This is a genomic window from Burkholderia pyrrocinia (assembly GCF_022809715.1).
Taxonomy (GTDB): Bacteria; Pseudomonadota; Gammaproteobacteria; order Burkholderiales; family Burkholderiaceae; genus Burkholderia; species Burkholderia pyrrocinia_C.
Genome location: NZ_CP094460.1, coordinates 1495260 through 1509754, shown reverse-complemented (window position 1 = coordinate 1509754; position 14495 = coordinate 1495260). Strand labels below are relative to the sequence as shown.

Below are 14495 nucleotides of genomic sequence, written 5' to 3'. Positions count from 1 at the left end.
AAGACATGATGCGAGATGCGGCCAATTTCGAGCCGACGGACAGCCGGGTGACGCGCCCGGCGTTCTGGAACGCTCTTCCCGAGCGCTGGACGAGCGACGTCGAGGAAACGCTGGTGTGCTGCCAGGTGCGGCAGGAAACGCACGACGTGAAGAGTTTCTTCTTCCGTTCGCCGCAGGGCCGCGCGTTCTCGTTCGAGCCCGGGCAGTTCCTCACGCTCGAGCTCGACATCGACGGCGAAACGATCAACCGCTGCTACACGATCTCGTCGTCGCCCGCGCGGCCGCACACGGTGTCGATCACGGTCAAGCGCGTGCCGGGCGGCAAGGTGTCGAACTGGCTGCACGACAACCTGCAGCCGGGCGCATCGGTGCGCGTGCTCGGCCCGGCCGGCGAATTCACGTGCGCGCGGCATCCGGCGCGCAAGTACCTGTTCCTGTCGGCCGGCTCGGGCGTCACGCCGCTGATGTCGATGAGCCGCGCGCACCATGATCTCGCCGAGGATCGCGACATCCTGTTCGTGCACAGCGCGCGTACGCCGGACGACATCATCTTCGCGCGCGAGCTCGACCTGATCGCGTCGAATCATACGAATTTCCGCACGTCGTTCGTCGTCGAGCGCGTGGGTGCGCGCACCAACTGGCCGGGCGTCACGGGTTTCCTGACGCTGCCGCTGCTGAAGCTGATCGCGCCGGATTTCATGGAACGCGAAATCTTCACGTGCGGCCCCGCGCCGTACATGAAGGCCGTGCGCGACCTGCTCGACGAAGCCGGTTTCGATCGCAAGCAGTATCACGAGGAGAGCTTCTCGTTCGAAACGCTTGCGCAGACCGCGAGCGACGAGCTGCTCGCCGATCTCGCGCCGCCGGCCGACGGCGGCGACGCCGGGACGAAGCAGTACACGGTCAGCTTCGCGAAGAGCAACCGCGAGATCGCGTGCGGCTCGGAGCAGCACGTGCTCGATGCGGCGCGCCAGTCGGGCGTGCGGCTGCCGGCCTCGTGCACGCAGGGCATGTGCGGCACCTGCAAGGTGAAGCTCGTGTCGGGGCAGGTCGAGATGAAACACAACGGCGGCATCCGCCAGCGCGAGATCGACCAGGGGATGGTGCTGCTGTGCTGCAGCAAGCCGCTGACCGATCTCGTGATCGACAAGTAGTCAAAACGGTAGTCAAAGCGCGCCATCGGCTGTCCGGGCGCGTCGCGTCCGGACAAGCATCCGTCGGAAAACAACGATACCGCGGATTTGTGGTTGAAGAACCTAGAGAGGCAACGCGCGCAGGCGCATATCAAGGAGATCGACCATGAAGTTGTTCGGAAAACTGTTGTGGACCGGCGCACTGTCGGCGATGGTGGCACTGAGCGCGTCGGCGCTTGCCGATACGAAGCCGACGCTGAAGATCGGCTATGTCGAAGGCTGGGACGACAGCGTTGCCACCTCGAACGTCGCGGCCCGCGTCATCGAGAAGAAGCTCGGCTACCAGGTCAAGCTCGTGCCGGTCGCGGCCGGCATCATGTGGCAGGGCGTCGCGCGCGGCGATCTCGACGCGACGCTGTCCGCGTGGCTGCCGGTCACGCACGGCTCGTACTGGGATGAGTACAAGACCAAGGTCGTCGACCTCGGTGCGAATTTCGCTGATGCGAAGATCGGCCTGATCGTGCCGGACTATGTGAAGGCGAAGAGCATCGACGACCTGAACGCGGAGAAGGGCAGTTTCGGCGGCCGGATCGTCGGCATCGACGCGGGTGCCGGCGTGATGCGCAAGACCGACGAAGCGATCAAGAGCTACGGGCTGAGCTACACGCTGATGCCGAGCTCGGGCAGCGCGATGACGGCCGAGCTGTCGCGTTCGGTCAGCGCGAACAAGCCGGTCATCGTGACCGGCTGGGCGCCGCACTGGATGTTCGCGAAGTGGAAGCTGCGCTTCCTCGAGGATCCGAAGAAGGTGTTCGGCGGCGCCGAGCACGTCGACAGCGTCGCGAATCCGGGCCTCGAAACGAAGGCCAAGCCGGTCGTCGCGTTCCTGAAGAAATTCCAGTGGAAGCCGGGTGAAATCGACAGCGTGATGCTGGCGATCCAGAACGGTTCCAAGCCGGAAGCGGCCGCCGACGCGTGGATCGCGGCGCATGCCGACCGCGTGAATGCGTGGACGGAAGGCGCGCAGTAAGCACTAAATATTCGTCATACGAAGCACCATAAAAATACGCCGGGAATGGCATGCAGGAATCCGAAATAATCGCGGTTTCATGTGGCCATATCCCGGTTTTCTTTTACTGATTCTGCAAAAAAGTGCTTAAGTTGTTACACTACGGTCCTTGTGCGGAGTCATCTGCTTTGCATCGGACCAGAGTAAGCGCTGAAGCGCTGACACTGATCGAGAGGAGGAATTGGATGAGTCAAGCAGGACTGCGTGCGAACAGCACCAGTGACGTTGAGGCAACCATCTCACATGATTCGACGGGCCACACGCTGCATCGTGGCCTGACTTGGAAAGACGCATTCTGGGTAACGAGCGGCGTGCCGGCAGGCGTGCTGTTCACGATCGGCGGCGTATGTGCGACGATCGGCCAGCCCGCGTGGGCGATCTGGATCGCCGCGATCACGATGGGGCTGATCCAAAGCGCGACTTATGCGGAAATATCGGGGCTATTTCCTCATAAATCGGGCGGCGCGTCGGTGTATGGCGCGATCGGCTGGGTGCGTTACAGCAAGCTGATTGCTCCGGTTTCCGTGTGGTGCAACTGGCTTGCGTGGTCGCCGATGCTTGCGCTCGGCTGCGGCCTCGCGGCGAGCTACGCGCTCACGAGCCTCTTCCCCGCCGACGCGGCGGTGCTGCACTGGCAGCTCAAGGTTGCGGATCTCGGGTTCATCAAGCCCGGTCTTTCCCTGCGGATCAACGCGACGTTCATCATTGCGACGATCCTGCTTCTCATCACGTTCAAGCTTCAGCACAGCGGTGCATCGAAGGCTGCGCGCACGCAGCGCATCCTCGGTATCGCGTCGCTCACGCCGCTGTTGATCGTCGGCATCGTGCCGTTCGTCACGGGCGACGTGCCGATGTCGAACCTGCTCCCGCTGCTGCCGCTCGGCCACGACGCGCAAGGCAACCTCACGGCCGCGACCTTCGGCTCGTGGAACGGGCAGGGCGTGACGATGGCGCTCGGCGCGATGTTCATGGCCGGCTGGGCGTCGTACGGTTTCGAGACCGCCGTCTGCTACACGCGCGAATTCCGCGATCCACGCCGCGATACCGCGAAGGCGATCTTCTGGTCGGGTGCGCTGTGTCTCGTCGTGATGACGCTCGTGCCGCTGGCGTTCCAGGGCGCGCTCGGTACGCAGGCGATGCTCGATCCCGCGATCGGCGACGGCACCGGCGTCGCGGCCGCGATGGCGAAGATCGTCGGCGGCGGCGCATGGGTTGCGAACGCGGTCGTCGTGATGCTGATGCTGTCGATCCTGCTGATCGTGATGACGTCGATGATGGGCTCGTCGCGCACGCTGTACCAGGCATCGGTCGACGGCTGGCTGCCGAAGTACCTGTCGCACGTGAACGAGCACGGCTCGCCCACGCGCGCGATGTGGACCGATCTCGGCTTCAACCTCGTGTTGCTGATGATGTCGGACTACATGACGGTGCTGTCGATCTCGAACGTCTGCTACATGCTGTTCGTATTCCTGAATCTTCAGTCTGGCTGGATCCACCGGATGGATCGCGGCAACTGGGATCGACCGTTCCGTTGCCCGACGTGGCTGCTCGTCGGCGGTGCGATCTGCGGTTATGCGAACCTCGTGTATGTCGGCGCGGGTGCGAACCTGCAGGGCGAAGGCACGCTGCGTAATGGCCTGATCGCGATGCTGCTGATCGTGCCGGTGTTTCTCTATCGGCACTACTGGCAGGACCGCGGCCGGTTCCCCGAGCAGATGCAGCGCGACATGGAGCTCGAGGTGCCGAAGCGTTCGATGTGGCTGAATCTGATGCCTTACGCGGCGCTGATCGGCGCGGGGCTGACGATCTGGTTGTCGTATTACTTTGCGTGGGTGAAGTGACGAAGTAATGCGCGTATCGCCGCGCGCGATGGTCCCGGAAACCGCACACGGGGCCGTCGCGTGAAGCGTCAGACGCAATGCGATTGCAAAATGGCCCGACCGGTACGCCGGTCGGGCCATTTTTCGTTTTCTTCGCGCTCGAACGAACGCGCCGCGCTGTTACGAAAACACCACCGTCCGATCCCCGTTCAAAAACACCCGCCGCTCGATAAACGCCTTCACCGCACGCGCGAGCGTGATGCTTTCGACATCACGCCCCACCGCGAGCAGCTGCTCCGGCCGCAGCGCGTGATCCACACGCTCGACGACCTGCTCGATGATCGGGCCTTCGTCGAGATCGTCGGTGACGAAGTGCGCGGTCGCGCCGATCAGCTTCACGCCGCGCGCATGCGCCTGGTGATACGGCTTCGCGCCCTTGAAGCCGGGCAGGAACGAATGATGGATGTTGATCGCGCGGTTCGCGAGCTTCGCGCTCGTCTCCTGCGACAGCACCTGCATGTAGCGCGCGAGGATCACGAGTTCTGCGCCGCTCGATTCGAAGAAGTCGAGCCACTGCGCTTCCTGCTGCGCCTTCGTGTCGGCCGTGATCGGGAAGTGCCGGAACGGCAGCCCGTGCTGCGCGGCCATCGGCTCGAAATCGGGGTGGTTCGACACGATGCCGACGATGTCCATCTTCAGTTCGCCCATCCGCCAGCGGAACAGCAGGTCCGCGAGGCAGTGCTCGAGCTTCGACACCATGATCAGCACCTTCGGCCGCGCGTTCACGTCGTGAATCGCCCATTGCATGTCGCCGCCCAGGCCGGCCGCGATCGGCGCGAATTCCTGGCGCAGCGCGTCGATCTGCAGCGTTTCATCCGTCGGATGAAAGACGCAGCGCACGAAGAAGCGGTTGCTGAGATCGTCGTCGAACACGTTCAGCGCATCGACATAGCAGCGATGGCGATCGAGAAAGCCGACGACGGCGGCGACCTGGCCGGCCGCGCTCGCGCACGACAGTGTCAGGACGAATTGATCGGGGCGGTGCTCGGCGGTCATGAGAATCCTCGGATGGCATGGGGCGCACGGCCGTGCGGCAGCGCACCAAAGCGCCACGCCGCGCGGGTTGCGGGAGACTCAAGTAAATCAGGACGATTTTGGGGAGGATAGAACCAACGCGCCGTGTGGCTGGTATCGGTGCGCCAGCGCGCGGGGGCGGGCTTGGGCCGTCAGGCGCTCGCGCTTGCGCACGCGTCGAGCAGCCAGCGCCGGAACACGTGGGTCGCGTCCGGCTCGGGGCGCTGCGGCGGCCGCACCAGGAAGTAGCCGCGCGACGTGACGACGGGCGCGTCGACGAGCTTCACGAGCTGGCCGGACGCGACGAGCTCGTCGACGAGCGGCGACCAGCCGAGCGCGACGCCTTCGCCGAGCAGCGCCGCATGGATCACGAGCGCATAGCTGTTGAAGGTCACGCCGCGCGCGGCGGCCGCCGTGTCGAGGCCGTGCGCGTCGAACCAGCCCGACCACGACAGCCAGCGCTCGGGGCGCGTCGGCTGCACGTGCAGCAGCGGCAGCGCGAGCAGTTGGTCGGCCCGCGCGACGTGCGAGTGCGCGTCGCGGAACGCGGGCGAGCACACGGGCGTGACGGATTCCGGAAAGAGCCGCGCGGCCGTGCACGACGGCCAGTGGCCGTCGCCGAACAGGATCGCGATGTCGCCGTGGTCGCGCTGCGCGTCGTAATCCTGTGACGTGACGACGCGTACGTCGACGTCCGGCATCACGCGCTTCAGGCCGGCCAGGCGCGGCATCAGCCAGTAGGTCGCGAAGCCGAAGTCGGTGACGATCGTGAGCGCGCCGTGCTCGCGGCGCGCGCGCAGCGTCGCAGTGGCGCCGCGCAGCGTGTCGAGGCTCAGCCGCACGGCTTCGTACAGGCACTGGCCGTCGGCCGTCAGCGTGACGCCGCGCGGGCTGCGCTCGAACAGCGGCACACCGAGTTCGGCCTCGAGCTGGAACACCTGCTGGCTCACGGCCGGCTGCGTCGAGCCGAGCTCGCGCGCGGCGGCCGTGAAGCTCGCGAGCCGGGCGGCCGATTCGAACGCGCGCAGCGCCTGCATCGACGGTAACGGTTCGGATTTCGACATAAGTCCTTCTAATGGCCCCATAAGGGCAGGACGCCTTCCCACCCGAATTCGGGCGGGCGATAGTGCATCGGACGGTACGGCACACGCGCTTCACGGCCGCCGCGCCAGGCCTTTCCGCGATTCTAGCCAGTCGCGACAGGCATGCGCGGCACTTTCTTCGGGTCGCCTCCGTCATGCCGGACGTCTCGCTGCCAAAGCGGCGCGCCGTTCCATTCGAACACCGTTTTCCCCACGACCGCCGATGACGAACCCGACACCCAACATCCTGATCCTGATGGCCGACCAGCTCACGCCGTTCGCGCTGCCGGCGTACGGCAACCGCGTCGCGCGCACGCCGACGCTCGACCGGCTCGCCGCGCAAGGCGTGGTGTTCGACGCCGCGTATTGCGCGAGCCCGCTGTGTGCGCCGTCGCGTTTCTCGCTGCTGACCGGCAAGCTGCCGTCGGGGATCGGCGCCTACGATAACGCCGCCGAATTGCCGGCGCAAACGCTGACGTTCGCGCACTACCTGCGCGCGGGCGGCTACCGGACGATGCTGTCCGGCAAGATGCATTTCTGCGGGCCCGACCAGTTGCACGGCTTCGAGGAGCGGCTCACGACCGACATCTATCCGGCCGATTTCGGCTGGGTGCCCGACTGGGACAGCCCGACCGAGCGGCCGAGCTGGTATCACAACATGAGCTCGGTGCTGGACGCGGGCCCGTGCGTGCGCACGAACCAGCTCGATTTCGACGACGAAGTCACGTTCGCCGCGAAGCAGAAGCTGTACGACGTCGCGCGCGAACGCGCGGCCGGGCACGACGCGCGGCCGTTCTGCATGGTCGTGTCGTTGACCCATCCGCACGACCCGTATGCGATCACGCACGAATACTGGGATCTGTACCGCGACGACGAGATCGACATGCCGGCCGTGCGGCTCGATGCAGCGGACAGCGATCCGCATTCGCAGCGGCTGCGCTTCGTCTGCGAGAACGACCGCACGCCGCCGACCGACGCGCAGATCCGCGCCGCGCGCCGCGCGTACTACGGCGCAACCTCCTACGTCGACACGCAGTTCGGCAGCGTGCTCGCCGCGCTCGAGCAGTGCGGGTTCGCCGACGACACGATCGTGATCGTCACGTCCGACCACGGCGACATGCTCGGCGAGCGCGGGCTCTGGTACAAGATGACGTTCTTCGAAGGCGGCTGCCGCGTGCCGCTGATCGTCCATGCGCCGGGCCGCTTCGGCGCCGCGCGCGTGCACGGGCCGGTGTCGCACGTCGACCTGTTGCCGACGCTCGTCGACCTGGCCGGCGCTGCGCCCGCCGGCGGCTGGCCGGACCCGGTCGACGGCGCGAGCCTCGTGCCGCACCTGCACGGCACGCCCGCGCACGATGTCGCGCTCGGCGAATACCTCGCGGAAGGCGCGGTCGCGCCGGTCGTGATGATTCGCCGCGGCGGCTGGAAGTACGTGCATTGCCCGGCCGATCCCGACCAGCTCTACAACCTCGCCGACGATCCGCGCGAGTTGACGAACCTGGCCGGCTCGCCGGAAGCCGCCGGTGTGCTCGAGGCGTTCCGCGTTGAAGCCGCGCAGCGCTGGAACCTGCCCGAGCTGGACCGGCAGGTGCGCGCGAGCCAGCGGCGCCGGCGCTTCCATTACGCGGCGGCGACGCAGGGCCGCATCCACGCGTGGGACTGGCAGCCGTTCACCGACGCGAGCCAGCGTTACATGCGCAATCACATCGAACTCGACACGCTCGAGGCGATGGCGCGCTTTCCGCGGGTCGGGCGCTGAGCGTCCCGCATCGCGATCATTGACGAACGACGGAGGAAGCTGGCGATGGAACGGCAATGCAATGCAGCAATCCGGATCGGCGCGGCGCTCGCCGCGGCCGCCTGCGTGATGACGGCGCAGGGCGCGCACGCGGCCGACCCGCAGACGTGCAGCGACGTGAAGATGGCGGCGCCCGGCTGGACCGACATCGACGCGACGAACGCGATGGCGGGCGTCGTGCTGAAGGCGCTCGGCTACCGGCAGGACGTGGCGAACCTGTCGGTGCCGATCACGTATCAGGGGCTCAAGAAAGGGCAGGTCGACGTGTTCCTCGGCAACTGGATGCCCGCACAGGCGCCGCTTGTGAAGCCGTTCGTCGACGAGAAATCGATCGACGTGCTGCACGCGAACCTGAGCGGCGCGAAGTTCACGCTTGCGGTGCCCGACTACGTCGCGGCCGCGGGCGTGCACACGTTCGCCGATCTCGCGCGCCATGCCGACCGCTTCGGCGGCAAGATCTACGGGATCGAGCCCGGCGCGCCCGCGAACCAGAACATCAAGCGGATGCTGTCCGACCACGCGCTCGGTACGGCGAACTGGTCGCTCGTCGAATCGAGCGAGACCGGCATGCTCACGCAGGTCGAGCGCGCGGTGCGCGACAAGCGCTGGATTGTATTTCTCGCGTGGGAGCCGCATTTGATGAACACGAAGTTCCACCTGACCTACCTGTCGGGCGGCGATGCGTATTTCGGCCCGAACTACGGCGGCGCGACGGTCAACACGGTCACGCGCGCCGGGTTTGCCGGCCAATGCGGGAACCTCGCGCGGCTGTTCCGGCAGATGACATTCTCCGTCGACGTCGAGAACCGGATGATCGCCGACATGCTCGACCACAAGACGTCGCCCGCGCTCGCGGCGCAGCATGCGCTGAAGGCCGACCCGGCGCTGGTCGCCGGCTGGCTGGACGGCGTGACGACGGCCGCCGGCGCACCGGGCCTGCCGGCCGTGCGCGCGGCCCTCGACGGCCGTTGACCCCGCCTCCGGGCGGCCGGTTTTTGCCGTGCCGCCCGTCTACGTGTTTTCCCGACCGGTCGCATCGTGACCATTTAGTGTCGCCTTCAGACGGGTGACGTGAAATATGGGTTTGTATTTTTCGGCAATGGCTGCGTTATTGCGGAAAACGAAATGCCGAAGCCAGCAGGCGTACTGAATTCGAATCCACCGGCGTATCGCGGCACGCGCCGGGACGAGATTCTTTCCATCGAACGGTTCAGGGAGGGTGGTCGATAATGAAGCACACGAAAGTCGCCGTAGCCGCCGCGCTTGCATGCGCGGCCTGTATTCCCGCCATCGGCCATGCGCAGAGCAGCGTGACGCTGTACGGGATTCTCGACGCGGGCATCACGTATGTGAACAACACCGGCGGCTCGCACGTGGTCAAGTTCGACGACGGCGTCTCATACGGGAACCGCTTCGGCCTGAAGGGCACGGAAGACCTGGGCGGCGGCCTGAAGGCCGTGTTCGCCCTCGAGAGCGGCTTCCACCTCGGCAACGGGCAGCTCGGCTTCGGCGGCGCCGAGTTCGGCCGGCAGGCGTATGTCGGCCTGCAGAACGACTGGGGCACGCTGTCGTTCGGCAACCAGCTCGACATCACGAACGAACTCGTGTCGATCTACAACATCTCGGCGTGGGGCAGCGGTTATGCGATCCACCAGGGCGACTTCGACCGCTTCAACGGCGACCGCCTGCCGAATTCGGTGAAGTTCCTGTCGAACGACCTCAGCGGCTTCAAGTTCGGCGCGATGTACTCGTTCGGCAACGTCGCGGGCAATTTCCACCGCAACAGCGCATGGAGCGCGGGCGCGAGCTTCACGAAGGGCGACTTCTCGATCGGCGCCGCGTACACGCGCCTGAACAACCCGAACGGCATCTACGCGTTCGACCCGTACGCGATGATCGGCACGCACACGTTCCTCGGCCAGCAGACCGTCACCGTCGATCCGGCGACCGGCGCGCGCACCGACCTGTTCGCGAACACGCCGATGGACGTCGACAGCCAGGGCACGTTCGGCATCGGCTCGAGCTACACGATCGGCAAGCTGACGCTCGACGCCAACTTCTCGTACACGACGATCAAGGGTTTCGGCCAGTCGTCGCACATGCAGGTATATGAAGGCGGCGGCTTGTACCAGTTCACGCCGGCGCTGAGCCTGATCGCGGGCTACCAGCACACGCGCTTCGAAGGCCATCACTGGAACCAGGGCACGGCGGGCCTGCACTACCTACTGTCGAAGCGCACCGACGTGTATATCTCCGGCGATTACCTGCGCGCGTCGCACGGCGTCGATGCGGTGGTCGGCTACAGCTTCACGCCGTCGACGACGCAGACGCAGGCCGACGTGCGGATCGGGATGCGGCATTCGTTCTGAGCGGGGTGGTTTGGAGCAGCGACGTCTTCAGCGAGGTCTCTCTTTGGCGCGAACTGCGGTTCGCGCTTTTTTTTGTTTCTTCGGGGATTTCCGGGGGGTGCTGTTCGACCCTGAAGTGACCTTCGGCTTTCTCAAATGCGGACATTTCGTTTCTCGTCGTGCCGCACTTTTAGCGTCCCACACGAATGTGAGCGTCACGCGAGAAATCGTATGTCTTTAGCACCGGACGGATAGCGTCGATTAATTTATCCGTGTGGACGCTCATCATATAGATGGACGCCTTGCCACCATCGACTGTCACTTCATCACCATCCAGCTCGCCTAACTTCGTCTCCCTCGCTACCGATTCCAGCTCGTCTTCAAGCTGGTGTAGTCGCGTCAAATCAAGGCTGCCATAGTCCATAGCGATCACAATTTGATTGCTTTCGGCAAGGGGCGCCGCCCATGTTGGCTTTCCGAAAACGAGAAACAGGAAAAATACAGCGCACTGGGTCAGCAAACGTTGGTTCATAGATTTTTCGTTAATCGAACATGGCGACGCACAGCGGCGACGGCTCTCGATTGTCAACGATTCTGACCTCCAGGTCGAACGGTTGATTCCGCCCGCCATGAAGCGCCGTTCGGCTGGGGCATATAACGGTCGCGAGCTCCCGTTGTCCATGCGCAGCCTCCCGATCATGAAGCGTAGCCACGCCGGGGAGCGTCTTTCCGTTTGGCCCAGTGGGTTCGGAAAGTCAGCGGACAAGCTATCCGAAAACCCGAGCCCATACCGCCCGAAGGCGTCGCGCGCGGTCTTCGAAGAGATATGAGGCTGCCAGCGTCAAGAGACCTGAAATTGCACCCGTCACGATGTGCTCGACATAGGGGATACGGTAGTGACTCGTGTGCGAGTAGGCATCGCCCAACGTTGTCAGGACGCCAACGACCAGCGCATTGCCGTATCGATGCGCGTAGAGTTTCGCCAAAGGCGTGAAAGTCAAAAGTACAGCCAGGAGGCCGGTAAACAGACCTGTCTGAAGTGCAATAGTCCAGTGGGCAAGGCTCATGATATTGCCCCAGCTCCCCGGCATGCAGGTCATGCACGCACTGGTCGGCTGCCAGAAACGCTGGATAAATAGTCTGACGCGGTGCTTCCACTCGGTTGACATGATGCATTCCCATCAATGCCGTCGTCACGGCCGACGCCACCATACGTATCGTTGAAGCAGTTTCCAAACCCTTTAACGAGCTTGCCGCCCTCGTCACGGATGGGTTGGCTGTGTGTCGTAGAGGCCGAGCAACAACTTGGACATGGGGAAATACTACTCCACGATCAGACGGCCGCTGTTTCGACCGAGACCGGACTTCAACGCTTGCGTCTATCGGTGCGGTCCCGTCCATGACGGGCATCGAACGATGCGCTTCCGCGCGAAGTCGACGTCCGGCATCGACCCGAAAGAGACGGATGCGCCACTCATAAGCGGTCGTTCCGACAACCCCTGATCAGATCAGCAACCGCGAATTGACTCGACCCCACAAAAATCTCGGCGACTCTCGGCCCCTCAACGTCGGTTCCGTCGGGGTGCCGGCAATAGCGCTCGATCCGTGTGGTTGCCGAGCGTAATAGGTCGGACGATCTTCGGACAGCAAAAGCGACACTGATAGGCAGAAAGCGTCGGTGCTAGAGAGCGGCGTCAGCAATGCGCTCGCGCAATCGAGGCACTACGAAGTCGATGAACGCCCGCAATTTGAGAGGCAGCCGATTTTTCTTGTCGTAAACCAGATGGACCGGGCGAACTGGCGGCTCGAATTCACTCAACACAATCTGCAGGTCGCCTCGACGGACGTATTCTGTGATCTGGTAGGACATGGTGCGAATCAAGCCCGAACCGGCAAGTCCCGCATCAATCGCGGCTTCAATCGTGTTCACGCTTAGTCTCGAGCGGAACGGCACTTCGAAATCTGATCCGCCGGACCAGAATTTCCAGTTGCTTGTCGACGACACATTTTCGAAGGAGACAACGCTGTGCTCCGGAAGCTCGTCAGGAGAAACGGGTATTCCCCGCGTGGAAAGATACGAGGGGCTTGCGCAGATTACGCGTCGCACAGCTCCTAGTCGGATAGCAACCAGCTCGCTGTCAGGAAGATCACCGATTCTTAGTGCCACGTCGATTTGATCATCCAGAAAATGCGTAATCCTGTCCGTTAGCATGAGGCCGACCGACACATCGGGATACGCCGCGAGAAAACTCGTGACGACAGGAAGGACATGCATGCGCCCAAACATGTTGGGTCCGGTAACGACCAGATCTCCCTTGGGCTCCAGGTATTCCCCTGCGGCAGCACGTTCTGCCTCAACAACCTGTTCAAGGATTGATTTGGCTGCGGTCACGTATGAACGGCCGGCCGGCGTCAGTTCGAGGCCACGAGAAGAACGCACGAGCAAAGTCGCTTTCAGATGAGCCTCCAGGTCGGCCATCTTGCGGCTTACTGTCGCCAACGGGAGCCCAAGCCTACGACTGGCTTTCGACAAGCTGCCGCTCTCCACGGCGGCAATCAGCACTGACATCGCGTCGATTCGATCCACGGTCTTCCAATAAACGGGAGGGGGCTTTCCGATTTTACAGTCTGCTCATCGAAATCGGAAACACGCAGAATGCCTTCAACGCGTCAAACGGTAGGTGTCTACCGAGACGCTTCAGAAGAGGACTCGACAAATGAGCAATCGTACATTTCACCGCACGGCCACTGTCAACGGACGCAACGTTTTCTATCGCGAAGCGGGCGACCCCAAGCTCCCGACAATTGTCCTGTTGCACGGATTGCCGAGCAGCAGCCAAATGTTCCGAGACCTTATACCCGCCCTGGCCGATCAATTCCATTTGATCGCGCCAGACTACATCGGATTTGGTCATTCCGACGCGCCTTCACGAGACGAGTTCAAATACACCTTCGACAATCTCGCTGACCACGTTGCGGGCCTTACCGAGGCTTTGAAGCTGGAATCGTACATTCTCTACATGCATGACTACGGCGGACCAGTTGGATTTCGGCTTTTTACTCGGCGTCCTGACGCAGTCAAAGGTTTCATCATTCAAAACACCAACGCCTATATGGAAGGCGTGGGCGATGCTCCGAAAAGTGTTTTCGTACCGTTGTGGGAGAACCGTACACCTGAAACCGAAAAGCCCGCGCGCGACTTCATCAGTCCGGAGGGTACAAAGTTTCAATGGCTCGTTGGCGCAAAGCACCCGGACGCCGTGAATCCCGACAACTGGATATTCGACCAGGCGCTGCTCGATCGCCCCGGCGTGCAGGACTTCCAAATCGATCTTCTTCACGACTATCAGTCGAACGTCGCCCTCTATCCGACGTGGCAAGCGGCATTTCGGCAACACCAACCGAAGACGTTGATCATTTGGGGGAAAAACGACCCGTTCTTCATTCAACCTGGAGCGCGGGCTTATACCAAAGATCTCCCGAACGCCAAGCTTGTCTGGCTGGACGCGGGGCACTTCGTGCTCGACGAGAACAAATGCCAGGTCGCAGCCGAGATCAAAGCCATCTTCGCAGACTGAGAAGCAGCGGCGCATTGACCAGTCCTGGGTTGTTGGCCCGAAGCGATCAGTAGCCGTGTCAGGGTTGAAGAGCCGCGACTAAAACGCATTTCCATGTTCCGGCGGTTCGGCATTTCCTTGCTGGGTCGCCATGTCCCACAAACGAATATCGAAGGACGAAGAAATGCTTACTACGACGGCGGCGCTAGCAACGACGCAGCAGGATTCCGACAAGATACCGCAATCGGACCGAGGTTATGAGGTGCTGTGCGACGATCTCGGCGGTGACCGGAGATTGTGCTTCGTCATGCGCACGATGATTTTTGCCACGACCCTCGTAGCGCCGCCCGGTACGTTGACAACGAAGGATGCAATTGCAATCGCATCCCTGCTGCTAGGCGTTGCGGCGGTCAAGATCAAACGGATATCGCCTTCGGTGGAGATCTACCTCGTTTGTTTGCAGTTTGTCTGGAACCACCTTTGCGCGAATTTCGCTCGTGGCGCAAAAGCGATATCTTTGACGTTCGAAACGTCGTCAAATGGCGGTGGCGACAGCGGTTCCTAGAAGGAGAACCGACAGCCAGTCCGTCGCAACTACCAAATTCTCAGTGACA

13 protein-coding genes are annotated in these 14495 nt (G+C 63.1%); 8 read left to right on the top strand and 5 right to left on the bottom strand.

Going from position 1 to position 14495, the window contains the following annotated elements; all coding sequences use genetic code 11:
• Nucleotides 1-5 precede the first annotated feature (5 nt).
• The 3 genes from MRS60_RS23710 (at nucleotide 6) to MRS60_RS23700 (ending at nucleotide 4043) form a co-directional block, all read left to right on the top strand.
• Nucleotides 6-1154 carry a hybrid-cluster NAD(P)-dependent oxidoreductase gene (locus MRS60_RS23710; RefSeq protein WP_034180742.1) on the top strand — a complete coding sequence of 383 codons (1149 nt, stop codon included), beginning with the start codon at nucleotides 6-8 and terminating at the stop codon, nucleotides 1152-1154.
• A 145-nt stretch (nucleotides 1155-1299) separates the two neighbouring features.
• Complete coding sequence (locus tag MRS60_RS23705; protein ID WP_034180741.1) at nucleotides 1300-2163, top strand: glycine betaine ABC transporter substrate-binding protein; 864 nt, start codon at nucleotides 1300-1302, stop codon at nucleotides 2161-2163.
• Between the two features lie 224 nt (nucleotides 2164-2387).
• Nucleotides 2388-4043, top strand: coding sequence for an APC family permease (locus MRS60_RS23700; RefSeq protein ID WP_034180740.1), 1656 nt, complete (start codon nucleotides 2388-2390; stop codon nucleotides 4041-4043).
• Between the two features lie 159 nt (nucleotides 4044-4202).
• Here MRS60_RS23700 and purU read toward each other — a convergent pair whose 3' ends face one another.
• Nucleotides 4203-5078 carry a formyltetrahydrofolate deformylase gene (gene purU, locus MRS60_RS23695; protein WP_047902542.1) on the bottom strand — a complete coding sequence of 292 codons (876 nt, stop codon included), beginning with the start codon at nucleotides 5076-5078 and terminating at the stop codon, nucleotides 4203-4205.
• A gap of 170 nt (nucleotides 5079-5248) precedes the next feature.
• Nucleotides 5249-6160, bottom strand: coding sequence for a choline sulfate utilization transcriptional regulator (locus MRS60_RS23690; protein WP_105391697.1), 912 nt, complete (start codon nucleotides 6158-6160; stop codon nucleotides 5249-5251).
• A gap of 241 nt (nucleotides 6161-6401) precedes the next feature.
• Between MRS60_RS23690 and betC the strand changes: the two genes are divergently transcribed.
• From betC to MRS60_RS23675, 3 genes are all read left to right on the top strand, one after another.
• Complete coding sequence (gene betC / locus MRS60_RS23685; protein ID WP_243566822.1) at nucleotides 6402-7937, top strand: choline-sulfatase; 1536 nt, start codon at nucleotides 6402-6404, stop codon at nucleotides 7935-7937.
• A 45-nt stretch (nucleotides 7938-7982) separates the two neighbouring features.
• On the top strand, nucleotides 7983-8948 hold the full coding sequence (gene choX, locus MRS60_RS23680; protein ID WP_034180736.1) for a choline ABC transporter substrate-binding protein: 966 nt from the start codon (nucleotides 7983-7985) through the stop codon (nucleotides 8946-8948).
• A 257-nt stretch (nucleotides 8949-9205) separates the two neighbouring features.
• The gene (locus MRS60_RS23675) at nucleotides 9206-10345 is read left to right on the top strand and encodes a porin (RefSeq protein WP_034180735.1); all 1140 of its coding nucleotides are present in this window, start codon (nucleotides 9206-9208) and stop codon (nucleotides 10343-10345) included.
• A gap of 169 nt (nucleotides 10346-10514) precedes the next feature.
• Here MRS60_RS23675 and MRS60_RS23670 read toward each other — a convergent pair whose 3' ends face one another.
• The 3 genes from MRS60_RS23670 to MRS60_RS23660 all read right to left on the bottom strand — a co-directional run bounded on the left by MRS60_RS23670 (nucleotide 10515) and on the right by MRS60_RS23660 (nucleotide 12911).
• Nucleotides 10515-10856, bottom strand: a complete 342-nt coding sequence (locus tag MRS60_RS23670) for a hypothetical protein (RefSeq protein WP_034180734.1) — start codon at nucleotides 10854-10856, stop codon at nucleotides 10515-10517.
• Between the two features lie 235 nt (nucleotides 10857-11091).
• Nucleotides 11092-11493, bottom strand: a complete 402-nt coding sequence (locus MRS60_RS23665) for a hypothetical protein (protein WP_243566821.1) — start codon at nucleotides 11491-11493, stop codon at nucleotides 11092-11094.
• 512 nt (nucleotides 11494-12005) lie between these two features.
• Nucleotides 12006-12911 carry a LysR family transcriptional regulator gene (locus MRS60_RS23660; RefSeq protein WP_243566820.1) on the bottom strand — a complete coding sequence of 302 codons (906 nt, stop codon included), beginning with the start codon at nucleotides 12909-12911 and terminating at the stop codon, nucleotides 12006-12008.
• Nucleotides 12912-13041: 130 nt separating this feature from the next.
• Here MRS60_RS23660 and MRS60_RS23655 point away from each other — a divergent pair, with 130 nt between their 5' ends.
• Together MRS60_RS23655 and MRS60_RS23650 are read left to right on the top strand one after the other, a co-directional pair.
• Nucleotides 13042-13902, top strand: a complete 861-nt coding sequence (locus MRS60_RS23655; protein WP_243566819.1) for an alpha/beta fold hydrolase — start codon at nucleotides 13042-13044, stop codon at nucleotides 13900-13902.
• A gap of 163 nt (nucleotides 13903-14065) precedes the next feature.
• Nucleotides 14066-14446 (top strand): hypothetical protein, encoded by a 381-nt coding sequence (locus MRS60_RS23650; RefSeq protein WP_243566818.1) that lies wholly within the window; start codon nucleotides 14066-14068, stop codon nucleotides 14444-14446.
• The last annotated feature ends 49 nt before the right edge of the window (nucleotides 14447-14495 follow it).